21 protein-coding genes are annotated in these 22,977 nt (G+C 64.5%); 5 read left to right on the top strand and 16 right to left on the bottom strand.

Annotated features, from left to right (window positions below; translation table 11 throughout):
• Positions 1 to 32 precede the first annotated feature (32 nt).
• The 3 genes from ispH to rnhA are packed head-to-tail and all read left to right on the top strand — an operon-like array spanning position 33 to position 2,496.
• On the top strand, positions 33 to 1,034 hold the full coding sequence (gene ispH, locus V6B08_RS10040) for a 4-hydroxy-3-methylbut-2-enyl diphosphate reductase (protein WP_341980250.1): 1,002 nt from the start codon (positions 33 to 35) through the stop codon (positions 1,032 to 1,034).
• A 5-nt stretch (positions 1,035 to 1,039) separates the two neighbouring features.
• Entirely contained in the window at positions 1,040 to 2,035 is a 996-nt protein-coding gene (thrB, locus tag V6B08_RS10035) for a homoserine kinase (RefSeq protein WP_341980248.1), read from the top strand.
• The gene (gene rnhA / locus V6B08_RS10030) at positions 2,032 to 2,496 is read left to right on the top strand and encodes a ribonuclease HI (protein WP_341980246.1); all 465 of its coding nucleotides are present in this window, start codon (positions 2,032 to 2,034) and stop codon (positions 2,494 to 2,496) included. Before thrB ends, rnhA begins: the two co-directional genes overlap by 4 nt.
• A gap of 8 nt (positions 2,497 to 2,504) precedes the next feature.
• On the opposite strand, the gene V6B08_RS10025 is transcribed toward rnhA, so the two are convergent.
• Positions 2,505 to 2,987: a peroxiredoxin gene (locus V6B08_RS10025; RefSeq protein WP_341980244.1), complete on the bottom strand. Its 483-nt coding sequence runs from the start codon at positions 2,985 to 2,987 to the stop codon at positions 2,505 to 2,507.
• Positions 2,988 to 3,081: 94 nt separating this feature from the next.
• Positions 3,082 to 3,840, bottom strand: a complete 759-nt coding sequence (locus V6B08_RS10020; RefSeq protein ID WP_341980242.1) for a protein-disulfide reductase DsbD domain-containing protein — start codon at positions 3,838 to 3,840, stop codon at positions 3,082 to 3,084.
• 96 nt (positions 3,841 to 3,936) lie between these two features.
• Between V6B08_RS10020 and V6B08_RS10015 the strand changes: the two genes are divergently transcribed.
• Positions 3,937 to 4,524, top strand: coding sequence for a YqgE/AlgH family protein (locus V6B08_RS10015; RefSeq protein WP_341980240.1), 588 nt, complete (start codon positions 3,937 to 3,939; stop codon positions 4,522 to 4,524).
• Here the strand turns inward: V6B08_RS10015 and V6B08_RS10010 are convergent.
• From V6B08_RS10010 to coxB, 14 genes are all read right to left on the bottom strand, one after another.
• Positions 4,521 to 6,950 carry a methyl-accepting chemotaxis protein gene (locus V6B08_RS10010; protein ID WP_341980238.1) on the bottom strand — a complete coding sequence of 810 codons (2,430 nt, stop codon included), beginning with the start codon at positions 6,948 to 6,950 and terminating at the stop codon, positions 4,521 to 4,523. The two genes, V6B08_RS10015 and V6B08_RS10010, sit on opposite strands and share 4 nt — an antisense overlap.
• Entirely contained in the window at positions 6,947 to 8,119 is a 1,173-nt protein-coding gene (locus V6B08_RS10005; protein WP_341980237.1) for an ABC transporter substrate-binding protein, read from the bottom strand. Before V6B08_RS10005 ends, V6B08_RS10010 begins: the two co-directional genes overlap by 4 nt.
• 101 nt (positions 8,120 to 8,220) lie before the next feature.
• Complete coding sequence (locus tag V6B08_RS10000) at positions 8,221 to 8,793, bottom strand: GNAT family N-acetyltransferase (RefSeq protein ID WP_341980235.1); 573 nt, start codon at positions 8,791 to 8,793, stop codon at positions 8,221 to 8,223.
• Between the two features lie 9 nt (positions 8,794 to 8,802).
• Positions 8,803 to 10,062 carry a M16 family metallopeptidase gene (locus V6B08_RS09995; RefSeq protein ID WP_341980233.1) on the bottom strand — a complete coding sequence of 420 codons (1,260 nt, stop codon included), beginning with the start codon at positions 10,060 to 10,062 and terminating at the stop codon, positions 8,803 to 8,805.
• Positions 10,059 to 11,462 (bottom strand): threonine synthase, encoded by a 1,404-nt coding sequence (thrC, locus tag V6B08_RS09990; protein WP_341980232.1) that lies wholly within the window; start codon positions 11,460 to 11,462, stop codon positions 10,059 to 10,061. Before thrC ends, V6B08_RS09995 begins: the two co-directional genes overlap by 4 nt.
• 8 nt (positions 11,463 to 11,470) lie before the next feature.
• Positions 11,471 to 12,958: a carboxypeptidase M32 gene (locus tag V6B08_RS09985; protein WP_341980231.1), complete on the bottom strand. Its 1,488-nt coding sequence runs from the start codon at positions 12,956 to 12,958 to the stop codon at positions 11,471 to 11,473.
• A 42-nt stretch (positions 12,959 to 13,000) separates the two neighbouring features.
• On the bottom strand, positions 13,001 to 13,723 hold the full coding sequence (locus tag V6B08_RS09980) for an SURF1 family protein (RefSeq protein ID WP_341980230.1): 723 nt from the start codon (positions 13,721 to 13,723) through the stop codon (positions 13,001 to 13,003).
• Positions 13,724 to 13,727: 4 nt separating this feature from the next.
• Positions 13,728 to 14,099, bottom strand: coding sequence for a DUF983 domain-containing protein (locus V6B08_RS09975; RefSeq protein WP_341980229.1), 372 nt, complete (start codon positions 14,097 to 14,099; stop codon positions 13,728 to 13,730).
• A 22-nt stretch (positions 14,100 to 14,121) separates the two neighbouring features.
• A complete protein-coding gene (locus V6B08_RS09970) occupies positions 14,122 to 14,934 on the bottom strand; it encodes a cytochrome c oxidase subunit 3 (RefSeq protein ID WP_341980227.1) in 813 nt (270 codons plus the stop codon).
• Positions 14,935 to 14,968: 34 nt separating this feature from the next.
• Entirely contained in the window at positions 14,969 to 15,595 is a 627-nt protein-coding gene (locus tag V6B08_RS09965; protein WP_341980225.1) for a cytochrome c oxidase assembly protein, read from the bottom strand.
• Positions 15,592 to 15,738, bottom strand: coding sequence for a cytochrome c oxidase system small membrane protein (locus V6B08_RS09960; RefSeq protein WP_341980223.1), 147 nt, complete (start codon positions 15,736 to 15,738; stop codon positions 15,592 to 15,594). The genes V6B08_RS09965 and V6B08_RS09960 overlap by 4 nt, the downstream gene beginning before the upstream one ends.
• Positions 15,735 to 16,607, bottom strand: coding sequence for a heme o synthase (locus V6B08_RS09955; protein WP_440588812.1), 873 nt, complete (start codon positions 16,605 to 16,607; stop codon positions 15,735 to 15,737). The genes V6B08_RS09960 and V6B08_RS09955 overlap by 4 nt, the downstream gene beginning before the upstream one ends.
• Before the next feature lie 180 nt (positions 16,608 to 16,787).
• Positions 16,788 to 18,410, bottom strand: coding sequence for a cytochrome c oxidase subunit I (gene ctaD / locus V6B08_RS09950; protein ID WP_341980219.1), 1,623 nt, complete (start codon positions 18,408 to 18,410; stop codon positions 16,788 to 16,790).
• A gap of 30 nt (positions 18,411 to 18,440) precedes the next feature.
• Positions 18,441 to 19,349, bottom strand: coding sequence for a cytochrome c oxidase subunit II (gene coxB, locus V6B08_RS09945; protein WP_341980218.1), 909 nt, complete (start codon positions 19,347 to 19,349; stop codon positions 18,441 to 18,443).
• Between the two features lie 213 nt (positions 19,350 to 19,562).
• On the opposite strand from coxB, the gene V6B08_RS09940 reads away from it, so the two are divergent.
• Positions 19,563 to 22,892 (top strand): EAL domain-containing protein, encoded by a 3,330-nt coding sequence (locus V6B08_RS09940; protein WP_341980216.1) that lies wholly within the window; start codon positions 19,563 to 19,565, stop codon positions 22,890 to 22,892.
• The last annotated feature ends 85 nt before the right edge of the window (positions 22,893 to 22,977 follow it).

The following is a 22,977-nucleotide window of genomic DNA, read 5'->3' as shown; positions in this document are numbered from 1 at the left end:
CCCCCTTACAAGCGACAGCCCCCAAGGCCCGGATGGACAGCCCGCTTAGCCCCCCGCAACACGAGACCAGGACGGCCGAATCGCCACTTCCGGCAGTGGAAATCGTGCTGGCGGCGCCGCGCGGCTTTTGCGCCGGGGTGGACCGCGCCATCCAGATCGTGGAACGCGCCATCGAGAAATATGGCGCCCCGGTCTATGTCCGCCATGAGATCGTGCATAACCGCTTCGTGGTCGAAAGCCTGGCCGCCAAGGGCGCGGTTTTCGTCGATGAACTGGACCAGGTGCCGGCCGGCGTGCCGGTAGTCTTCTCCGCCCATGGCGTGCCGAAATCGGTGCCGGCGGCGGCCAAGGCGCGCGCCCTATTCTATCTCGATGCCACCTGCCCGCTGGTCAGCAAGGTGCATCGCGAAGCCGAGCGGCATCACCGCGAGGGCCACCATATCCTGTTGATCGGCCATGCCGGCCATCCGGAAGTGATCGGCACCATGGGCCAGTTGCCCGATGGCGCCGTCAGCCTGGTGGAGACCGTGGCGGATGTCGCCAAGCTGCCCGAGCGACCGGACCTGCCGCTCGCCTATATCACCCAGACCACGCTTTCGGTGGACGATACCGCCGAGATCATTGCCGCCTTGCAGCAGCGCTTCCCCGGCATCGAAGGCCCGAAAAAGGAAGACATCTGCTATGCCACCACCAACCGCCAGGCCGCGGTGAAGGCCATTGCCGCGGAATGCGATGCCCTGCTGGTGATCGGTGCGCCGAATTCCTCGAATTCGCTGCGGCTGGTGGAAGTGGCGCAGCGCAGCGGCTGCCGCGTCGCCTTGCTGGTGCAGCGCGCCAGCGAGATCGACTGGGCGGCGCTCGGCCAGCCGCAGCGCATTGGTATTACCGCCGGTGCCAGCGCGCCGGAATTGCTGGTGGAAGAAGTCATCGACGCGATCCGCGCCCGCTTCCGCGTCACCTTGCGCGAAGTCACCACCGCCACCGAGGCCGTGCAGTTCAAGCTGCCTTCGGCCCTGGAAAGCAGCGCCGCATAACAGCCATGGCCGTTTACACCGAAATCAACGAAGACCAGCTCTGCACCCTGCTTGCCGAATACGATCTGGGCATGCTGCTGTCCTGCAAGGGCATCGCCGAAGGCGTCGAGAATTCCAACTACATGCTCGGCACCGATAAGGGCAATTACTTCCTCACGCTGTATGAGAAGCGCGTGAACCGCGAGGAATTGCCGTATTTCCTCAGCCTGATGGATCATCTGGCCCAGAAGGGCCTGCCCTGCCCGGTGCCGGTGCATGGCCGCGACGGCAAGATCCTGCGCGAAGTGGCCGGCCGGCCCTGCGCCATCATCAGCTTCCTCAATGGTGTGTCGCCGAAACGGCTGACCCCGAAACATTGCTTCGAAGTGGGCGCCGCCACCGCCCGGCTGCATATCGCCGGCGCCGATTTCCCCGGCCAGCGCGCCAATGCACTGAGCATCGATGGCTGGAAAAGCCTGATCGATGCCTGCGGCCCGCGCGCCAGCAAGGTGCGCGCCGGCCTGGAAGTGGAACTGGCGCGTGAATGGGACAGCCTGCGCGCCACATGGCCCGAACAGCCGGGCCGTCAAGGTGAGCGCCCGCTTCCGCATGGCGTGATCCATGCCGACCTGTTCCCCGACAACATCTTTTTCATCGGCGACAGCTTCAGCGGCATGTTCGATTTCTACTTCGCCTGCAACGATTACTATGCCTATGACCTGGCGGTGCTGCTGAATGCCTGGTGCTTCGAGGCCGATGGCGCCTTCAATGTCACCAAGGGCCGGGCCTTAATCAGCGGCTATGAAAGCGTGCGGGTACTGACCGATGGCGAAGTTCACAGCTTGCCGCTGTTTGCGCGCGGTGCCGCTTTGCGTTTCCTGCTGACCCGGCTGTATGACTGGCTGAACCAGGTGCCCGGCGCCCTGGTGCGGCCGAAAGACCCGATGGAATACTGGCAGAAGCTGAATTTCCATCGCCTGGTGCTTGGCCCCAGCGCCTATGGCATCGAACGCTCGTCATGAGCGTGGATGAACTCACCCGCGTCGAAGCCTTCACCGATGGCGCCTGTTTGGGAAATCCCGGCCCCGGCGGCTGGGGCGTGCTGCTGCGCTTTGGCAGCAATGAGCGCGAATTATCCGGCGCCGAAGGCCCGACCACGACCAATAACCGCATGGAGCTGATGGCGGCGATCTCGGCGCTCGAGGCACTGAAACGCCCCTGCGCGGTGCATCTGTTCACCGATAGCCGCTATGTGATCGATGGCGTGACCAAGTGGCTTCGGCCCTGGAAGGCGCGTGGCTGGAAAACCGCCGACCGCCAGCCGGTGAAGAATGTGGATCTATGGCAGCGGCTGGAAGCGGCCATGGCGCCGCATAAAGTGGAATGGGAATGGGTGCGCGGCCATAGCGGCCATGCCGAGAATGAACGCGTCGATGTGCTGGCCAGAACCGCCGCCACCGCCCAGCGCGATGGCAGCGGCTAGCCTTTTACTTAAGCCTGACCGAGCAGCGTGGCGGCATCCGAGACTTCGAAAGCACCCGGCTTTTCCAGATTCAGGCTGGTAACCTTGCCGTTATCGACAATCATCGAATAACGCTGCGAGCGCACGCCGAGGCCGCGCGCGGTGAGGTCGAATTCCATGCCGATGGCCTTGGTGAATTCGCCGCTGCCATCGGCCAGCATCATCACCTTTTCGCCGGCTTCCTGCTGCTTGCCCCAGGCGCCCATGACGAAGGCATCGTTGACCGACAGGCAGGCGATCAGGTCGAAGCCCTTGCCCTTGAATTCCGCCGCCTTCTCGATATAGCCCGGCAGGTGCTTGGCCGAGCAGGTGGGGGTGAAAGCACCCGGCAGGGCGAACAACGCCACCTTCTTGCCCTTGAACAGCTCACCGGTCTTCACCGCTTCCGGGCCATTGGCGCCCTGGGTGAAAATGGTCACGTCAGGGATGCTGTCGCCGACCTTGATCGTCATGATGTCCTCGTTCTGCTTATGGTTCGTGGGGCAGCCGCATGGCGGTGCCAAGGCGCCCATAACATGGGTCGGGAATGAGCCGGAAACAAGCCGCTCACGGTGTGAATTCGGCGCTGCGGCGACCATCCACCAGGGTGAAACGCAAGCCGCCGAGAACCGGCGGTTGGGCTGCCGGCGTATAGGGCAAGGCCAGTTCCAGGCCGCCATCGCCCTGTGGCAGCAGTTTCGGCTTGCCAAACCAGTATTCCGCCGGACCTTCAACAAAGATATCCGGCGCCTGCAGGCCAGCCTGCGGGCCGAAGCGCAGCAGCAGCTTGCCTTCCTTCAGCCGCAGCGCCGGCGGCTCCAGGCCGGCGGCGGCGAGATTGCCCGGCACGTCGGCACGGAACCGCTCGATCAGCGCCGCCGCCGGGCCCTCGCCCGGGTTGATGGTCAGCGTCAGGCGTTCCTCGCGCAGCACACAGATTTCCTTGCAGACGCCGAATTCGGCCAGCAGCTTCAACGTCACCGGCTTGCCCGCCTTATGCGCCTGATAGCGCAGCGGCAGCACCACCTCGCCCTTGTAGCCGATCAGATCGACACCGCCGATGGACATGCGCCGAGGCGCCGGCCATTCCACATCGACGCCGGCGAGATTGCGCGAGCCCGACCAGTCGAAACGCGGCGGCACTCCGCCCTCACCCGGCTGGCGCCAGTAGAATTTCCAGCCCGGCTCCAACTGAAAATGCAATCCGGCAGAACCCGCCGTGCCCTGCACCAGACGCGCGCGCACCGGCTCGGCTGCCAGGCTGCCGCCAGCATCCAGCAATAACAGGCCCAAAGCCGCCACAACTGCCCATATCCCGATTCGCATGGTCCCTTTTTAGGCAAGATCAACCGGCGCCGCCATATGGACATTGCCGCCCAAGGGGGTAACATTCGGGTGAGACTCGCAAGTCCGGAGATCGGTATGAAACGATCGGCCAAAGGCAAGAAAATGTCTGGCTACCTGGAGCGTCAGCTTCTGGTGGCGATGCCCGGGATGGGCGATCCGCGTTTCGCCCGCACCGTCATCTATATGTGTTCACATAACGCCGAAGGCGCGATGGGCCTGGTGATCAACAAGCCCTATCCCGGCCTCACCTTCCCGAACCTGCTGCGCCAGCTCAGCATCGAAACCACGGTGGAATCAAACATCACCGTGCGGCTCGGCGGTCCCGTCGAAACCGGCCGTGGCTTCGTGCTGCATTCCACCGATTACATGCAGCCCGGCAGCGTGCCGATAGATGAGCGCAGCGGCATCGGCCTCACCGCCACACTGGATGTGCTGCGCGCCATCGCCAGCGGCACCGGGCCGCAACATCGCCTGTTCGCGCTCGGCTATGCCGGCTGGAGTGCCGGACAGCTCGATACCGAGTTGCAGCAGAATGGCTGGCTGACCGTGCCGGCGGATTTCGATCTGGTATTCGATCCCGATCTCGACTCGCTGTGGGAACGCTCGATTGCCACGCTCGGCATCAACCTGAGCCATCTCTCAGGCGTCGCCGGTCACGCCTAAAGCCTGAAATACGCCACCAGTTCGTTGAGCTGATCGGCCTGGGTCGACATCGCCTGGGCCGAGGCTGTGGTCTGCTCCACCAGGGCGCCATTGCGCTGGGTCATCTCATCCATGTTCGATACGGCGGTGTTGACCTCATCAAGTCCCGTCGCCTGCTCCTGGCTCGCCGAAGCGATCTCGGCGACGATGTCCGCCACCTTTTTCACCGATGTCACGATCTCGGTCAGCGCCTCGCCGGCGCGTTTCACCAGATCGGCACCCTGACGCACCTGCACATTGGACTCGTTGATCAGCGCCTTGATGTCCTTTGAGGCATTGGCCGAGCGCTGAGCAAGTGCACGGACTTCCTGTGCCACAACGGCAAAGCCTTTGCCGGCCTCGCCGGCGCGTGCTGCTTCCACGCTGGCATTCAGCGCCAGCAGGTTGGTCTGGAAGGCGATCTCATCGATCAGGCCGACGATATCGACAATCTTGCCGGCGCTGGCCTCAATGCCGGCCATGGCAACCACCGCTTTCTCCACCACATCACCGCCGGTATTGGCAGTGTTGCGCGCCACCTGGCTGAGCCGGTTGGCGGCTTCCGCGCTCTCGGCATTTTGCTTCACCGTGGAAGTGATCTCATGCATCGAGGCCGCTGTCTGCTCCAGGCTCGCCGCCTGCTGTTCGGTGCGCCCGGCAAGATCGGTGGAACCGGCGGAGATTTCAGCCGCCGCCTCGCGCACTGCCTGGGCAGTTTGGCTGATACGCTGCACCACGCCGGCAAGCCGCTCTGCGGTCTGATTCACATTACCTTGCAAAGCCGCGAACACGCCCTTGAACTCGCCCTGCACACGGCCCGTCATGTCGCCATGGGCCATCTGGTCAAGCGTGCGGTTCACCGCCTCGATGGCACCGGCGAAACTATCCAGCAGCGTGTTCACGCCTTCCGCCAGACGCTGCATCACGCCATCCAGGGCCGAGGCATCAATGCGCTGGGTCAAATCGCCGGCCGCCGCCGCCGAGACAATCTGGCCGACCGAGCGGTCGATCAGTTCCTCCTGCGCCTCGCGTTCGCGCTCGAAACGCTGGCGGTTATCCTCGACCTGCCGCTGCAATTGCTCGTTCTCGATGCCGTTCTCCTTGAACACCTGCACCGCACGCGCCATGTCGCCGATTTCATCCAGCCGGGTGCGGTCCGGCACCTCGGTGCTCCAGTCGCGATGCGCTAGGCGGTCCATCACGCCGGTCAGGCCGACCATGGTGTCGACCACACGACGGCCGACATAGAGCCAGCCGATCAGCGCTGCCGCCAGCAGGCTCAGGCCGGTCAGCACCGCCAGCACAGCAATGCCAGTTTTCACCGTGGCATAAGAGGCATCCGCCGCCGCGCTGGCACCTTGCTCTGCAATGGCTACAATCGCTTCGGTCTGCTGGGCGAGTGTCGATGCCGCCTGGCGTGCCGAGGCCAGCGCATTGTCGACCTGGGTCTGGGCCTGCAACTCACGGCGACGCAGCGCGATGATGCCATCACGTGCCGTGCCAAAGCTGATCATGTCATCCACGGCCTTGCGGATCGCCTCGTCGTTATAGGCATCACTCACCCTTTTCAGCGCACCACGCATACGCGTCTCGGTGCTCTGGAAACGGTCCACCAGGCCGTTCAATGCCGCCTCACCCGGCGCATTCGCCATGGCTTCCAGCAGGCTTGCCGCCTGGTTCATGCCGGCGGTCAGTTCCGATAGGCCATCGACCAGGGCGAATTCGAACTCGGACACGCCTTTCATATACTCGGCCACATCCCTCAGATTGCGGCCACTCTGGGCAACGCCTTCTAGCGTCATGACGACGGAGAATACCGTGTCGTCCAACAGCTTGGCGGTGGAAGCGGTATAGGCATCGAGCGTGCGGTTGACATTGCGGATGATATCGCCGCGCTGTTCGGCTAGCCGCAGCCGCAAGGCGGTGCGCTCGCCGATGGTGTTGATCTGGCGATCCATGGTGGAAATCGCCGCCTCGATCCGGCCGGTATCGCTGGTGGCGCCGCTCTGCTTGATCCGGGTCAGCGCATTGGCAATGGCGTCGATGCGCTTGTGAATCTGCTGCTCCTGATCGTTGCGATCCGCCTCGCTGCGCGCGGCACCAAGGGCCGGCGCGGCGGCGGCGAGCTGGGAGGACAACGCCGCCAGATTCAGCGATGCGGTCACCGCCGGCAGGCTATCCTTCATCACATGATCCAGCGTGTCATTGATCCGGTTCATGAACAGGCCGGCGCTGAGCGCGCAGACCACGGTAAGCGCGGCAATGGCGCCGAAGGCCAGGAACAGCTTCTGGCGGATGCCCATGCCCCGGGCGTGGCGCCGGGCGGCGGGACGGTTTGCGGCTACCGGAGCGGTCACGGCATGATCCATATCGGCCTCCACCGGCTGAGTCTCGGTCATCGTGGTCATTGCAGGGCCTTGATCGCTTTGAAACTGCCATCGGCACCAATCACGGTGAGGAACACCGCGTCCGAGCCCTGGTTGTCATTTTCCCCGAAGGTCAGCGTGACACCGCCGAGGTCATAGCTGCCTGCATTCAGCGCCTTCAGCAGATTGGCCCGCGTCGGTTCGCCGTCCAGCTTCTGCAACGCCATGATCACCAGCTTGCCGACCATGTAGCCTTCCAGCGAGATGAAGCCGCCCCAGGCCTTCGGCACATGTTCGGCCAGGGCTTTCTGGTAGGCCGCGACCAGCGGAATGCTGGTATCACGCGGGAACGGCACCACCTGCGTCACCACCACGCCGGCACCATCCGTGCCAAGATCGGCGGCCAGCGCATCGGAGCCGACGAAGGAGATGTTCACGAACACCGCCTTGAGATTGATCTTCTTGGCGGCGCGAATGAATTCGCCGGAGGGCGCATAGGGGCCGATGATGATGATGGCCTGCGGATTGCCCTTGCGCAGTTCCAGCAGCGCCCGCTTCACGGCGGTGGTGTTGCGCTCGAAAGTCGCCTCGCCGGCCAGTTCCATCTTGCGCTTGGCCAGCGCGCGCTGGATGCCGGCAAGGCCGGCACGGCCGAAGGAATCATTCTGATACAGAATAGCGATGCGCTCATGCTTCAGGTCGGTGGTGAGGCGCTCCACCATTTCCTCGGTTTCCTGAAAATACGAGGCGCGCACATTCACCACATGCGGCTTGTAGGGATTGCGCAGGAATTCCGCCCCCGTAAACGGCCCGATGAACGGCACCTTCTCGGCGGCGACAATCGGCTCCATGGCGGCCGAGGTCGGCGTGCCGACCGGGCCGATCAGGGCAAAGACCTTGTCTTCATTCAGAAGCTGGCGTGCCGCTACTGCCGCCTTGCTGGGCTCGTAGCCATCGTCGCGCACCACAAGCTGCAGCTTGCGGCCCTTCACGCCGCCGGCGGCATTGGCTTCGCCGAAAGCCGCCAGGATGCCATCGCGCATGCCGGTGCCGAGCGCCGAGGCCGGCCCTTCCATCACCGCTGCCTGGCCGAAAACGATCCGGTCGGAAAATACGCCGGGATCAGCCGCCTGCGCAGCCGTGGCGAAGCCAAGGCCCGCCATCATGCCTGCCGCGATCAGGCGCAAGCGCGCAATTCTGCTGCCAGCCATCACACCCTCCCCACTTCTGCGCACCACGGTCTGTGCCGGGTTTCACGCAACCTTAAAACGGCAACGTGCGCAAAGCAAACAAGAGGATGTTGGTAGTCAAACTAGTCCGTGACGAGGCGCGCATAGAGGCGATGATCGCGCCACACGCCATCGATCTTGAGGTATTCGCGCATCAGCCCTTCCGGCTTGAAACCGGCGCGCAGCAGCAGGCGCTGGCTGGGCTGATTCTCAGGCAAGGTGGCAGCCTCCAGCCGATGCAGCTTCAGTTCGGCAAAACTCCACGCCACCATCATGGTGATGGCCTCGCTCATATGGCCCTGTCCGGCATAGGGCTTGCCGATCCAATAGCCGAATTCACCACACTGCGCTGCGCCACGGCGAAGATTAGACAGGGTAATTCCACCCAGCAGTGCGTTGTTCTGGCGGGCGAAGATGAAAAAGGCGGCGCCGGTATCGGTGCGACGCAGGCGGTCGAACCAGATCAGGCGGCGGCGAAAGCCATCGCGGGTCAGCGCATCCTCGGCCCAGCTCGGCTCCCAGGGCTGCAGATGCTCGCGGCTGACCGCGCGCAAGGCCGCCCAGGCCTCGAAATCACCGGCATCGGGGCTGCGCAGATACAGCCGGTCGGTCGTCATCGCGGGCGCTGGCTGCGAGAGGAAGCGCCCGAAGATCATCGGTCCGCCTCAGCCGAACCGCGCCGCGAAGCGGTCATAGGCTTCGAGCTGCTGTATCGGCCCCAGGGCGGCCACCGCCGGCTTGCCAGCGCGCATGATGCGTTCGGCCACCCGCTTCACCGCCGCTTCGTCGACGCGTTCGACAGCGGCGAGGATCTCGTCGATATCCAGCGTGCGGCCATAGACCAGCATCTGGCGGCCCAATTGCTCCAGGCGGGAGCCGGAGCTTTCCAGCGACATCACCAGGCCGACCTTGAGCTGGTTGCGCGCACGCATCACTTCATCAGCGCCGACAGACTGGGTCAGCGCCGCCATTTCATCGGCCAGCACCGGCGTCAGTTCGCCGAGCTTGTCGCCACCAGTGCCGGCATAGATGGTGAGCAGGCCGGTATCGCGGTAACTGGTGGGATAGGCATAGACCGAATAGGCCAAGCCGCGCTTCTCGCGCACTTCCTGGAACAGCCGCGAGGACATGCCGCCGCCGAGCACCGTGGCATAGACCTGCAGGGCATAGAAATCCGGATCGCCGAAGGCAAAGGCCGGCACCGAGAAGGCGATATGCGCCTGCTCGAGATCGCGCTCCTCACGCCGCTCGCCACCGCTATAGCTGGCGGCTTCGTTCGGCCGCCGCCGCGTGGTCGGCAGGCCGGCGAAATGCTTCGCTGCCATGTCCACCAGGGCGTCATGATCCACCGCACCCGCCGCCGCGACCACAAGATTGGGCGCATGATAATGGCGATCCAGGAAGCCCTGCAAATCCTCGCGGCGCATGCCCTCGACGCGCTCGACGGTGCCGAGAATGGCACGGCCCAAGGCCTGGTCGGGGAAAGCCTGCTCCTGCAGATGGTCGAAGATGATGTCGTCCGGCGTGTCTTCCGACTGGCCGATTTCCTGGATGATAACCTCGCGCTCGCGCTCCAGTTCCTCCGGATCAAAGGTCGAGTGCTGCAGGATATCGGCCAGCATATCCAGCGCCAGCGGCATATCGGGCTGCATCACGCGGGCGTAATAGGCGGTCTGCTCGCGCGAGGTGAAAGCATTGAGATGCCCGCCCGCCGCCTCGATCTCCTCGGCGATGGCGCGCGCATTGCGCCGCTCGGTGCCCTTGAAGGCCATATGCTCCAGCATATGCGCCACGCCATTGATTTCCGGCGTCTCGTCGCGCGCACCGGCATCAACCCAGACGCCGACGGAGGCGGTTTTCACATGCGGCATGGTCTCGCTGACAATGCGCAGGCCGCTGGGCAGCGTGGTAAGGCGCGGGCTCATGCGATCACGCTGTCGATAAAGCGGCGTACCGCGTTGGCATCATTGGGCAGGATGGTCATGCGCTCCGGGCGTTCGAACAGATCGGCCATGCGGGCCGGCAGCGGCGGATGCTGGCCGGTGGCCTGCTGCACGGCTGCGGGGAATTTCGCGGCATCGGCGGTGGCCAGCGTCACCAGCGGGATATCCGACGGCACTACGCCCTTGGCGCGCGCCTCGGCCGCCACATGCAGGCCGACAGCGGTATGCGGGTCGATCAGCCGGCCGGTATCACGGAAGCCCTGGGTGATGGCGGCTTTCGTCGCCGCTTCATCGGCTCGGCCGGCGGCGAAAAGCTGCCGCGTTTCGGCCAGGGCATTGGACGAGACGCTGAAGCCGCCGCTGCCATCCAGCGCCGCCATCATGTCGCGCAGCACGGCGCCGTCGCGGCCATGCAAATCGAACAGCAGGCGCTCGAAATTGCTCGCCACCTGGATGTCCATGCTCGGGCTGATGGTGGGGGCGACGCCGCCCTTGCGGTAATCGCCGGTCTCGAAGAAGCGGGTGAGAATGTCGTTGCGGTTGGTGGCGACGATCAGCTTGTGGATCGGCAGGCCCATGCGCTGGGCGCAATAGCCGGCGAAAATGTCGCCGAAATTGCCGGTGGGCACGCAGAACGACACCGGGCGATCAGGCGCACCGAGGCTGAGGGCAGCCGCCGCGTAATAGACGATCTGCGCCATCACGCGCGCCCAGTTGATCGAGTTCACCGCCGTGAGGCCGGCGCGGTCGCGGAAGCCGGCATCGCCGAACAGCGCCTTCACCATCGCCTGGGCATCATCGAAGGTGCCTTCCAGCGCGATGGCATGCACATTGGCATCCGGCACCGTGGTCATCTGCCGGCGCTGCACATCGGATACCCGGCCGTGCGGGAAGAGAATGAAAATCTCCAGCGCCTTGCGGCCACGGCAGCCCTCGATCGCCGCCGAGCCGGTATCGCCCGAGGTAGCGCCGAGAATGGTCGCCTTCTTGCCTGAACGTGCCAAGGCCCAGTCGAACAGCCGGCCGAGCAACTGCAGCGCGACGTCCTTAAAGGCGATGGTCGGGCCGTGATAGAGCTCGAGCAGCCAGTCATTGGCATCGAGCTGGCTTAAAGGTGTCACCGCCTTGTGGCCGAAGGTGCCATAGGCCTCGGCAATCATGCGGCGGAAATCGGCATCCGGAATCAGCCCGCCGAGGAATGGCCGCATCAGGCGGAAGGCCAGCTCGTTATAGGACAGCCCGCGCATGGCCCGCCATTCGGCCACCGAGAATTGCGGCCAGCTTTCCGGCAAGTAGAGGCCGCCATCGCTGGCAAGGCCCGCCAGCAGCACGCCTTCGAAGTCGAGAACCGGGGCCAGGCCCCGTGTGGAAACATATCGCATGGTCATACTCAATTCAGGTAGCGCGCCTTGAGATGCGCCTTGAAGGCATCGGTGCCGAGCGGCTTGCCGGTGGCATGGCGCACGAGGTCGTCGGTGGACAGCAGCGAACCCTGGCCGTGCACATTGGCGCGCAGCCAGCGCAGCAGCGGCTTGAAATCGCCCCGGGCAATGCCGGGCGCGATACCCGGATCGGCCTCGCGCGCGGCGGCATAAAGCTGCGCCGCCGCCAGGGCGCCGAGCGTGTAGGTGGGGAAATAGCCGATCGAGCCTGCCGGCCAATGGATATCCTGCAGGCAACCATGAGCGTGGTCCGGCACATCGACACCCAGCAAAGTCTGCATGCCATCGGCCCAGGCATCGGGCAGGTCGTTGATGGCGAGGTCGCCGGCCAGCATCGCCTGCTCCAGCCGGTAGCGCAGGATGACATGCGCCGGATAAGTCACTTCATCGGCATCGACACGGATCAAATCCGGCTTCACCCGGGCATAGAGGCTCTGCAGGTTATCCAATTCCCAGGCCGGGCCCTTGCCGCCGAAGATGCGACGCAGCAGCGGCGCGGCGAAGGTGAGAAAGTCGCGGCCGCGGCAGACCTGCATTTCCACCAGCAGGCTCTGGCTCTCATGCAGCACCATGCCGCGCGCCTCGCCCACCGGCTGGTCGGCCCATTTGCGCGGCAGGCCCAGCTCGTAGAGCGCATGGCCGGTCTCGTGCAGCACGCCCATCAGCGCCTTGGTGAAATCGGCCTCGGCATAGCGCGTGGTGATGCGCACATCCTGCGGCACGCCGCCGGTGAAAGGATGCGCCGAGACATCCAGGCGGCCATGCTTGAAATCGAAGCCGAGCGCCTTCATCAGCGCCAGGCCGGCCTCGCGCTGCTTGTCCACCGCGAACGGGCCTTCCAGCGACAGCGGCTCGGGCCGCTTGGCCTGGCGGGCCAACGCCTTGTCGATGAAGCCGGGCAGGAATTTGCCGAGATCGGCGAACAGCTTGTCGATCCGCGCCGCCGAGCCGCCGGGCTCATACTCATCCAGCAGCGCATCGTAGGGCGAGCAGCCGAAAGCCTCGGCCTTGGCGGCAGCGGCCTCGCGGGTGAGGTCCAGCACCGGCGCGAAGGCCTTGGCAAAAGCCTTGAAGTCATTCGCCGGCTTGGCCTTGCGCCACACCATCTCGCAAGCATTGGCGGCCTTGCTCAAAGCCTCCACCAGATCGGTGTTCAGCGCCGTGGCATGGCGCCATTTGCGGCTGATCTCGCGCAGATTGGCCTGCTGCCAGTCGCTTAAGCCCGCTTGCGCCTCGGCGCCCTGGATCAGGTCGCCCAAGGCCGGGTCGGTGAGCCATTCATGGCGGATCACGCTGAGCGTGGCGAGCTGTTCGGCCCGCGCCCCGGCGCCGCCCTCCGGCATCATCGCCGACTGATCCCAGCCGAGCATGGCCAGCGCGCCGTTCAGCGCCGAGAGGCGGCGGAATCGCTGTTCAAGGGCAGCATAGGGTTTCATAGCTCAGGGGGTTTCATCGTTCAGGTATCCCGGGGCGACCTGTCACAGCAGGTTGCGCTGCCGCCGACGATGCCACAACACGTAGATCACAGCCAGCACCACGGCGGCGCTGTACCAGGTGAAGGCATAGGCCAGGTGGTTATTCGGGATATTCAGCCGGGCATGGCCACCACGCGGCCAGCCGCCCGGCACCGGGGGCGTGGCATCGGCATCGACGAACAGCAGCGGCGCATCCTGGATGCCGGCCTTGGCCAGCATCGCCTGGGCATCGGCATAATACCACAGGTTGGCCTTGAGGTCGGTATCGGGGATCATCCAGCCGCGGATACCGGGCACATGCACCACGCCGGTAACCGTGACCTCGCCCGCCACCTGGCCGGCGGCGCGGGTTTCCGGCGCCTTGAATTCCGGCGGCACCCAGCCACGGCGCACCAGCACATGGCCCTGGCCATCGGCCCGCCGCATCGGCACGATAATCAGGTAGCCGAAATTACCGCGCTCGGAATGCGCCAGCATGTGGAATTCGTTGGCATAGTCGAAGGTGCCGCGCAGCGTGACGCGGCGGTACATCCATTCATGCGGGTCGAGCTTGCCCGGCGGCAAGGCGACCGGCTCGGCCGCCAGGCCGCGTTCCATATGCTCGATCAGGTCCAGCTTCCAGAACAGGCGCTGCACCTGCCAGGTGCCGAGGCAGAGCAGCAGCACCAGGGCCGGCACAGTGATCAGGGTGGGCCAGAAGGCCGGGCGGAAACCGAAAATGGTCACGGCATTACTCGTCGAGCAACTCGATATCGGAGGACGCCTTATGGCGGAACTGCAGCGCGATCAGGATCGCCTTGAACGGCCGCAGCATGGCGATTGAACCGCCCAGGATCAGCGGCACCCAGAGCACCATATGCACCCACATAGGGGGCTCGTATTTCAATTCAAGCCACAGCGCCAGGCCGACGACGATGAAACCGAGGATCAGGATGACAAAGACCGCCGGGCCATCGCCGGAATCGACCTTGGCGTAATCCAGGCCGCAGGCCGGGCAGGTCGGCCGCACGGTCAGCAGGCCGGAAAAGAGCGGGGCTTCGCCGCAGCGGGGGCAGCGGCAGCGAAGCCCCGTGGAAACCGGCGATAGCGGCGGATACAGCACCGCTATCGCGCCTTTTGGATCATCAATGGGCTACCGACGGAGCCGAACCCCACCAGTAGATGCAGGCGAACAGGAACAGCCACACCACGTCGACGAAATGCCAGTACCAGGCAGCCGCCTCGAAGCCGAAATGGTGATCCGGCTTGAAGTGGCCCTTCAGCGCGCGGCCCAGGCAGACGGCGAGGAAGATGGTGCCGACCAGCACATGGAAGCCGTGGAACCCGGTGGCCATGTAGAAGGTCGAAGCGTAGATGCCATCCTTGAAGCCGAAAGCGGCATGGCTGTATTCGAACGCCTGGCAGGCGGTGAACAGCACGCCCAGGATCACGGTGACCGTGAGGCCCTGGATCAGGCCCTTGCGGTCGCCATGCAGCAGCGCATGGTGCGCCCAGGTGACCGTGGTGCCCGAGAGCAGCAGGATCAGGGTGTTGATGAACGGCAGTTCCCAGGGATTGAAGGTCTCGATCGAAGCCGGCGGCCACTGGTGGCCGATAGCCTCGGTGGGATACAGCGCGGCGCCGAAATAGGCCCAGAACCAGGCAACGAAGAACATCACCTCGGAGGCGATGAACATCACCATGCCGTAGCGCATGTGAAGCTGCACCACCGGGGTATGGTGGCCGTCATGCTCTGCCTCGCGCACCACATCCGACCACCAGGCGATCATGGTGTAGATCACGATGGCGAAGCCCGGCGCGGTCCACCACAGGCTGGCGCCATGGAAATAGGCGACCGAACCGATGGCCAGGATGAAGGCGCCCATGGAACCGATGAACGGCCACGGGCTCGGGTCTACGAGATGGTAGTCGTGGTTGCGTGCGCTGCCAGCGGACATGGCTTTTACCCCCTCAGTACTTCACGAGTTAACATCAGTTCACCGCCTTCGCCGGCTGAGTGCCAGCGCCACGGTCGGATACGCGGGTTTCCGGCTTGCGGAAGAACGTATAGCTGAGCGTGATGGTCTTCACGTCGCGCGCCTTCGGATCCTTCAGCATCTGCGGATCAACGAAGAACGACACCGGCATGTCGACGCTTTCGCCCGGCTGCAACACCTGCTCGCTGAAACAGAAGCAGGCGATCTTGTCGAAATACGGCCCGGCCTTTTCCGGCACCACGTTGAAGGTGGCGGTGCCGACGATGGGCTTATCGGTGGGGTTGGTGGCGCGGTAGAAGATCAGTGTCTCCTCGCCCGGCACCACCTTCACCTCGCGCTGCACCGGCTGGAAACGCCAGGGCATGTCAGGCGCGGTATCGGAATTGAAGCGCACGGTGACGAGTTGGCCCGGCATCACACCCTGGCTGCCTGGCGCTGCCGCCGAACGCTGCGGCGTGCCCGCAAAGCCGGTGACGCGGCAGAACAGGTCATAGAGCGGCGCCGAGGCGAAAGCACCGGCGGTCATGAAGGCGACCACGCCGACGCAGATCATGGCGACGCGGCGGTTTGCGTTATTGCGGGTGGCCTTGCTGCTGACAGGCGTGGTGTCGGCGTGGCTCATCCGGCGCCCCCCTTCAGCATCGGCCCGGTCATCTTGGCGATGGTGATCAGGTAGAACAGGATCGCCAAGCCACCGAGGACGAGCGCCAGCGCGATATTGCGCCCACGGCGCGGGGGCTGGCTCGGCTTCTTCTCCTGGCTCATGGCGTCACCACAAAGCCTGGAAAGCCCGGCGCGACACCAAGGCCGCGTTCAGCCAGCAGCAGCGCGAACAGCAGGAAAAGGTAGAGGATCGAATAGCCAAACATCTGCTTCGGCGCTCGCATGTCCTGGCCGCGCCAGATGCGGAAGGCGAGCAGCAGCAGACCGCCGCCAAGCAAAGTCGTGCCGATGCCATAGACCGGTCCGACCAGGCCGAGCAGCCACGGCGCGAGCGTGAGCGGTACCAGCAGCAGCGAATAGATCAGGATCTGGCGGCGCGTCTCGGCCTCGCCCGCCACCACCGGCAGCATCGGCACGCCGGCGCGCTGATAGTCTTCCGAGCGGTACAGCGCCAGGGCCCAGAAATGCGGCGGCGTCCACATGAAGATGATGCCGAACAGCAAGGCCGGCAGCAGGCCGATATCGCCGGTGACGGCGGCCCAGCCGATCATCGGCGGGAAGGCACCGGCGGCACCGCCAATGACGATATTCTGCGGCGTGCGGCGCTTCAGCCACATGGTGTAGATGAAAACGTAGAAACCGATGGTGAGCGCCAGCAGCGCGGCGGCCGACCAGTTCAGCGCCAGGCCCATCACGGCGATGGAAGCCACCGACAGCACCACGCCGAAGCCGAGCGCCTCATTGGCGCCGATACGCCCTTGAGGAATCGGACGGCCACGGGTGCGCGACATCACCGCATCGATATCGGCATCGTACCACATGTTGATCGCGCCCGAGGCACCGGCGCCGATGGCGATGCAAAGCAGCGCCGTGAAGGCCAGCACCGGATGCAGCGAACCCGGCGCCAGCACCATGCCGACCAGACCGGTGAACACCACCAGCGACATCACGCGCGGCTTGAGCAGCGCGATGTAATCGGAAGCGCGCGCGTCTCCCTCGCCAGCGAAATTGCCGGCGCCATAAGCGACGCCGAGGCCGGTTTGGCCGGCCTCGGGGCTTTTGCTGGTATAGCTCGCGTCAGTCACGGGACTTCATTCACTCCAGAACCTGACCGGCGGCGACCGATGACGGCCACCGCCAGCCGGGACTTCTTACTTAATGACCGGCAGCTTTTCGTACTGGTGGAACGGCGGCGGCGAAGACAGCGTCCATTCCAGCGTGTTGGCACCCTCGCCCCACGGATTGGCCGGCACCGGCTTCTTGCGCGCGAAGGCGTAGATCACCGAGGCAACGAAGAACAGGGTCGAGGCGAAGGCGATATAGGAGCCGATCGAGGCGACGAAGTTCCAGCCATGGAAGGCATCCGGATAATCCGGGATGCGGCGCGGCATGCCCTGCAGGCCGAGGAAGTGCATCGGGAAGAACAGCAGATTCACGCCGATGAACGTGGTCCAGAAGTGGATCTTGCCCGCCGTCTCGCTCAGCTCGTAGCCCGACATCTTGCCGAACCAGTAGTAGAAGCCGGCGAAGATGGCGAACACGGCGCCCAAGCTCAGCACGTAGTGGAAATGCGCCACCACGTAGTAGGTGTCATGCAGCGCCATGTCGATACCGGCATTGGCCAGCACCACGCCGGTAACGCCGCCGACGGTGAACAGGAAGATGAAGCCGATGGCGAACAGCATCGGCACCTTGAACTCGATGGAGCCGCCCCACATCGTGGCGATCCAGGAGAAGATCTTCACGCCGGTGGGCACCGCGATCACCATGGTGGCGGCGGTGAAGTAGGCGCGGGTGTCGACGTCCAGGCCCACGGTGTACATGTGGTGCGCCCACACGACGAAGCCGACGAAGCCGATCGCGACCATGGCATAGGCCATGCCGAGATAGCCGAACACCGGCTTGCGCGAGAAGGTGGACACGATCTGGCTGATGATGCCGAAGCCGGGCAGGATCAGGATGTACACTTCGGGGTGACCGAAGAACCAGAACAGATGCTGGAACAGGATCGGGTCGCCGCCGCCTTCCGGCTTGAAGAAGGCGGTACCGAAGTAGCGGTCGGTCAGCAGCATGGTGATGCCGCCGGCAAGCACCGGCAGCGACAGCAGCAGCAGGAACGCGGTGATCAGCACCGACCACACGAACAGCGGCATCTTGTGCAGGGTCATGCCCGGCGCGCGCATGTTGAAGATGGTGGTGATGAAGTTGATGGCGCCGAGGATCGAGGAAGCACCGGCGATATGCAGGCTGAGGATGGCGAAGCCGACCGCCGGGCCGGGATGGCCGACATCGGAGGAGAGCGGCGGATAGATCGTCCAACCGCCGCCGACGCCGTTGCCGCCGGCCGGGCCGGGCACGAAGATCGAGATCACCAGCAGACCGATGGCCGGGATCAGCAGCCAGAAGGAAATGTTGTTCATGCGCGGGAAGGCCATGTCCGGCGCGCCGATCATCAGCGGCACGAACCAGTTGCCGAAGCCGCCGATCATGGCGGGCATGACCATGAAGAAGATCATGATCAGGCCGTGGCCGGTCACCAGCACGTTGAACAGGTGATGGTTGTCGCCAAGGATGCCGTTGCCCGGGTTCATCAGTTCGGCGCGCATCAGCACCGACATCAGACCGCCGATCAGACCCGCGCAGACCGCGAAGATCAGATACAGCGTGCCGATATCCTTGTGATTGGTCGAGAACACCCAGCGGCGGAAGCCGGTGGGCAGATCGTGGTGATCATCGTGATGATCGTGGGCGACGTTAGCGTGAGCCTGGGCCATGTTGTTCCCCTTGACGCTTAATGCGGTCGATTACTGCGCGGCAGCGTCGGCGGCGGCGAGCCGCGGCGACGGACCGTCGACGGAAGCGAATTTCTGCTTGGCTTCCTCCGCCCACTTGGCGAAGGCCTCCTTCGAGACAACCTGCAGCTTGATCGGCATATAGCCGTGATAGGCACCACAGATTTCCGAGCACTGGCCGTAGAACAGACCCTCGCGCTCAGCGCGGAACCAGGTCTCGTTCAGGCGGCCGGGCACCGCGTCCTTCTTCACGCCGAAGGCCGGCATGGCCCAGGCATGGATCACGTCGGCGGCCGTCACCAGCAGGCGGATATTGGTGTCCACCGGCACCACCACGGTGTTGTCGGTCTCGAGCAGGCGCGGCTGGCCCGGCTTGAGGTCCTTCTCCGCCACCATGATGGCGTCGAAGGTGAAGTTGCCGTTATCCGGATATTCGTAGCTCCAGAACCACTGCTTGCCGATCGCCTTGATGGTCAGGCCGGCTTCCTTGGTCTTGTCGCCGAAATACAGCAGCTTGAACGACGGCACCGCGATCACGATCAGGATCAGGATCGGCACCACGGTCCAGGCGACCTCGACCAGGGTGTTGTGCGAGGTCTTGGACGGCACCGGATTCGCCGAGGCGCGGAAGCGCACCATGACGTAAACCAGCAGCGCCAGCACGAAGATGGTGATCAGGGTGATGACCCACATCAGCATGTGGTGGAAGTTATGCACTTCGCGCATCACCGGGCTGGCGGCATCCTGGAAGTTCAGGCCCCAGGCATGCGGCAATTGCTGCGGCACCTGCTGCGCCAGGGCTTGCGCCACATTGCCGAACATAACCGTCAGCATGGCCACAAAAGCCGCCGCGCCCATGCCCAGCCGGGCCACCAGGCCAACCTGATCAAGCCGGGTCCGCCGATCCAAAATCCGCCGCATTGTCCAATTCCTCGCTACTGCTCGGGCAGGGTTCGTGTTTTTCAAGGGCAGAACATACACCGAAGCCTATTTCACGGACAGTCCCGGCCCTTTGTGCGACGATTTGTCGCGACCGTTCGGCAGCACGGTTTTCACCTGCTTACGCTTTGATTTTGCTCATGCTTGCGCCAGGGCCGGGCTACCCGTAAGCTGCGGGAACCGAGGGGGCTGCCGATGCTCGATCCGGCGCAGAAAAAGCTGACGCAAGACGTGCTGGAATGGCTCGACCGGCCGGGCTTCGCCGTCGAATGTCGCACCCCCGGCAGCTTCACCTACCTCGCCTGCAACAATGCCTATGCCGCCATCGCCGGCCTGCCCGTGGCTGGCCTGGTGGGACAGGATTTTTCCATCGGCTTCGCCCTCGGCGAGGCGGAAAAGCTGCGCGGCGCCCTGGAACTGGTCTGCGACTCGGGCAGTCGCCAGGTGGTCAACGAATTGCTGCGCTGGGCCAACGGCTGGTTGTGTCAGACCGTTACCATCGCTCCGATCCGCGACGAGGAAGGCGGCATCGCGGCGCTGATCGTGATCGCCGAGGCGACCCAGCCGGAGGCGGTGCACCATGCCGCCCTGCAGGTTGCCGAGCACAAAATCCGGGATTTCGCCGAACTGGCCTCCGACTGGTTCTGGGAAACCGACTCAGAGCATCGTTTTTCCTGGATTTCCGAGAGCGCCAGCATCATTACCAACGAATTCCGACCGCGCCTGCTGGGCCGCCGGCGCTGGGAGGTCGGTGTTGTCTCCAGCGAGGAGGAAGAGGCCTTCTGGCAGGAGCACCGGCGCCAGCTCGAGCGCAGGGAGCCGTTCCGGGGCTTCCGCTACTGCTCGGTATTCAACAACCAGGAAATGTGGATCGAGATCAACGGCAAGCCGATCTTCGATGCGGCGGGCCGCTTCATGGGCTATCGCGGTTCGGGCCGTGACATCACCGAGCAATACCGCCAGCAGCGCCGCATCGAAGCCGCCCTGCGCCGGGCCGAGGAAGCCAGCCGGGCCAAGAGCCAGTTCCTGGCCAATATGAGCCATGAGCTGCGCACGCCGCTGAACGCGATCATCGGCTTCTCGGAAATCATCCGTGACCAGATGTTCGGCTCGGTCGGCATCCCGCGCTATGTCGACTATGCCCGCGACATCAATGCCTCGGGCAGCCATCTGCTGGCGGTGATTGGTGACATCCTGGACATGTCGCGCATCGAGGCGGGCTATTATGCCCTGGATGAGAAGTCGGTCGATCTCGGCGCCGTAATCGGCTCGGCCCTGACCATGGTGCGGCCCCAGGCCGAGCGCGCCGGCGCGATGCTGCGCAACCTCTGCCCCGAGGCCCTGCCGAAGCTGCGCGCCGACGAGCGCGTGCTGAAACAGGTGCTGATCAACCTGCTCGGCAATGCGGTGAAATTCACCCCGTCAGGCGGCACCATCGATGTGATCTACCGCCTGGACCATGACGGCGGGCTGGTACTGGGCGTGGTCGATACCGGCATCGGCATCCCGCCGGACCGGCTGGAACATATCTTCGAGCCGTTCCAGCTCGCCAAGGCCGAGGTGGCACGCCAGCATGGCGGCACCGGCCTGGGCTTGAGCATTTCCAAGCGGCTGATGGAGCTGCATGGCGGCACCCTGATCCTGAGCAGCACGGTGGGCGTCGGCACCGAGGCACGCCTCAATTTTCCGGCCTGGCGCCTGATCGACGATATGGACGATAGCTGGGTGGCGCCGCGCGAGCATGTGCCTCCGCCCCCTGCCCCCGCGCCGCGCGCGGCCCAGACCCGCCCGGCCAGCACCAGCCAGGAGCCCGAGCGCCAGCCCGGCCAGCTCGATGCCTCGGCGGGAGACACCCTGCGCGTGCTGCTCGACACCATGGGCGAAGGCGTCATCGTCATCGACCGGCAGGGCACCATTGTTTCAATGAGCGCCATCGGCGCCGGTCTGTTCGGCTACGACCCGCTCGACATCGTGGGCCAGAATGTGCGCGTGCTGATGCCTGAGCCGTTCCGCTCCGGCCATGACAGCTATATCCGCAATTACCTCAACACCAAGCGCGCCAAGATTCTGGGCCTGGGCCGCGACACGCTAGGACGGCGCAAGAACGGCGAGATTTTCCCGATCCACATCAGCGTCGGTGAATTCGACGACAACGGCGAGCCGGCCTTCATCGGCGTGATCCGCGATATCTCCGACCGCCGCGACGTGGAACTGCGGGCCGAATTCGCCAGCCGCAACGATCCACTCACCGGCGTGCTCAACCGCGCCAGCTTCATCGCCGAGGCCGAACGCATGCTCGGCGCCCAGCATCGCGTCGATCCCGGCCTGTGGGTGCTGCTCGACCTCGACGTCGACTCCTTCCGCGATATCAACGAAGGCTTCGGCTACCATATCGGCGATACGGTGCTGAAGACGGTGGCCGAGCGGCTCGGCGAAGGTTTGCCGCGCGAGGCGCTAGTCGGCCGCATCGCCGCCGACCAGTTCGCGGCATTGGCCGCCGTGAACGACCTCAACAATGCGCTGAACCTGGCGCAATCGCTGCATGCCCATCTCACCCGGCCGGTATCGGCCGAGAGCCGCGTGCTGACGATGAAGATTTCCATGGGCGCGGCGATCATCGACGATCCCGCCGAGAAGGTGAACGAAGCCCTGGCAAAAGCCGAGCTGGCGCAGAAGCTGGTGCGTTCCTCGGGAGGCGACTCCACCCGCTTCTACAGCCCGGAAATGACCCGTGCCGCCGAGCGCCGCCTGCGCCTGACGCTCAATCTCGATGCTGCCATCGAGAACCAGGAGTTCAGCCTCGTCTACCAGCCGGTGGTGGAAGCTGGCAGCAACGCCATCGCCGCGCTGGAAGCCCTGCTGCGCTGGAACCATCCCGAACTCGGTGCCGTGTCGCCAGCGGAATTCATCCCGCTGGCAGAAGAAAGCGGTGCCATCGTGCCGATCACCCGCTGGGTCATCGGCCATGTCGCCGAGCAGATACGGCAATGGCGGGCGCAAGAGATCGAGCCGCGCCGCGTGTTCGTCAACGTCTCCGGCCAGCAATTCGTGCGCGACGACCTGCCCGGCTTCTTCCGCCGCATGGCGCACCAGGAACCCGACCTGATCCCCTATCTCGGCATCGAACTGACCGAACAGGCGGCGATCGAGAATATGGAAGAAACCGTGCGCGCCATTCAGGAACTGGCGGATATCGGCATCGATGCGGCGCTGGACGATTTCGGCACCGGCTATTCAAGCTTGAGCTACATCCAGCGGCTGCCGATCCGCAAGATCAAGCTCGACCGCGCCTTCATCGCCGACCTGCCGACCAATGAGAAGGATGTCGCCCTGGTCCGCGCCATGGTCGGTATGGCCAAAGGTCTCGATCTGCCCGTCGTCGCCGAGGGCGTCGAGACCACAGCGCAGCGCGACTTCCTGCGCGGCGTCGGCTGTAGCGAGTTGCAGGGCTACCTGATCAGCCGGCCGATGCCGGCCGAGGCCATGGCCGACATGCTGCGCCAGGCCGACCGCCGCCGCCACTGAGCCGACAGGTTCCCTGAAGCACGCTTCAGGCCTGTTCTTTCCCCTGCCGTGCCCCATATAATCCGTTAAGACCGTTCGTTTTTCC

Source organism: Ferrovibrio sp. MS7 (genome assembly GCF_038404985.1).
GTDB lineage: Bacteria > Pseudomonadota > Alphaproteobacteria > Ferrovibrionales > Ferrovibrionaceae > Ferrovibrio > Ferrovibrio plantarum.
This window is presented reverse-complemented; position numbering and strand designations above follow the sequence as displayed.

Bases quoted from the DNA above. Each gene is read 5' to 3' on its own strand.
- ispH (WP_341980250.1), top strand. From the start codon at position 33: ATGGACAGCCCGCTTAGCCCCCCGCAACACGAGACCAGGACGGCCGAA.
- thrB (WP_341980248.1), top strand. From the start codon at position 1,040: ATGGCCGTTTACACCGAAATCAACGAAGACCAGCTCTGCACCCTGCTT.
- rnhA (WP_341980246.1), top strand. From the start codon at position 2,032: ATGAGCGTGGATGAACTCACCCGCGTCGAAGCCTTCACCGATGGCGCC.
- V6B08_RS10025 (WP_341980244.1), bottom strand. From the start codon at position 2,987: ATGACGATCAAGGTCGGCGACAGCATCCCTGACGTGACCATTTTCACC.
- V6B08_RS10020 (WP_341980242.1), bottom strand. From the start codon at position 3,840: ATGCGAATCGGGATATGGGCAGTTGTGGCGGCTTTGGGCCTGTTATTG.
- V6B08_RS10015 (WP_341980240.1), top strand. From the start codon at position 3,937: ATGAAACGATCGGCCAAAGGCAAGAAAATGTCTGGCTACCTGGAGCGT.
- V6B08_RS10010 (WP_341980238.1), bottom strand. From the start codon at position 6,950: ATGACCACGATGACCGAGACTCAGCCGGTGGAGGCCGATATGGATCAT.
- V6B08_RS10005 (WP_341980237.1), bottom strand. From the start codon at position 8,119: ATGGCTGGCAGCAGAATTGCGCGCTTGCGCCTGATCGCGGCAGGCATG.
- V6B08_RS10000 (WP_341980235.1), bottom strand. From the start codon at position 8,793: ATGATCTTCGGGCGCTTCCTCTCGCAGCCAGCGCCCGCGATGACGACC.
- V6B08_RS09995 (WP_341980233.1), bottom strand. From the start codon at position 10,062: ATGAGCCCGCGCCTTACCACGCTGCCCAGCGGCCTGCGCATTGTCAGC.
- thrC (WP_341980232.1), bottom strand. From the start codon at position 11,462: ATGCGATATGTTTCCACACGGGGCCTGGCCCCGGTTCTCGACTTCGAA.
- V6B08_RS09985 (WP_341980231.1), bottom strand. From the start codon at position 12,958: ATGAAACCCTATGCTGCCCTTGAACAGCGATTCCGCCGCCTCTCGGCG.
- V6B08_RS09970 (WP_341980227.1), bottom strand. From the start codon at position 14,934: ATGTCCGCTGGCAGCGCACGCAACCACGACTACCATCTCGTAGACCCG.
- V6B08_RS09965 (WP_341980225.1), bottom strand. From the start codon at position 15,595: ATGAGCCACGCCGACACCACGCCTGTCAGCAGCAAGGCCACCCGCAAT.
- V6B08_RS09960 (WP_341980223.1), bottom strand. From the start codon at position 15,738: ATGAGCCAGGAGAAGAAGCCGAGCCAGCCCCCGCGCCGTGGGCGCAAT.
- ctaD (WP_341980219.1), bottom strand. From the start codon at position 18,410: ATGGCCCAGGCTCACGCTAACGTCGCCCACGATCATCACGATGATCAC.
- coxB (WP_341980218.1), bottom strand. From the start codon at position 19,349: ATGCGGCGGATTTTGGATCGGCGGACCCGGCTTGATCAGGTTGGCCTG.
- V6B08_RS09940 (WP_341980216.1), top strand. From the start codon at position 19,563: ATGCTCGATCCGGCGCAGAAAAAGCTGACGCAAGACGTGCTGGAATGG.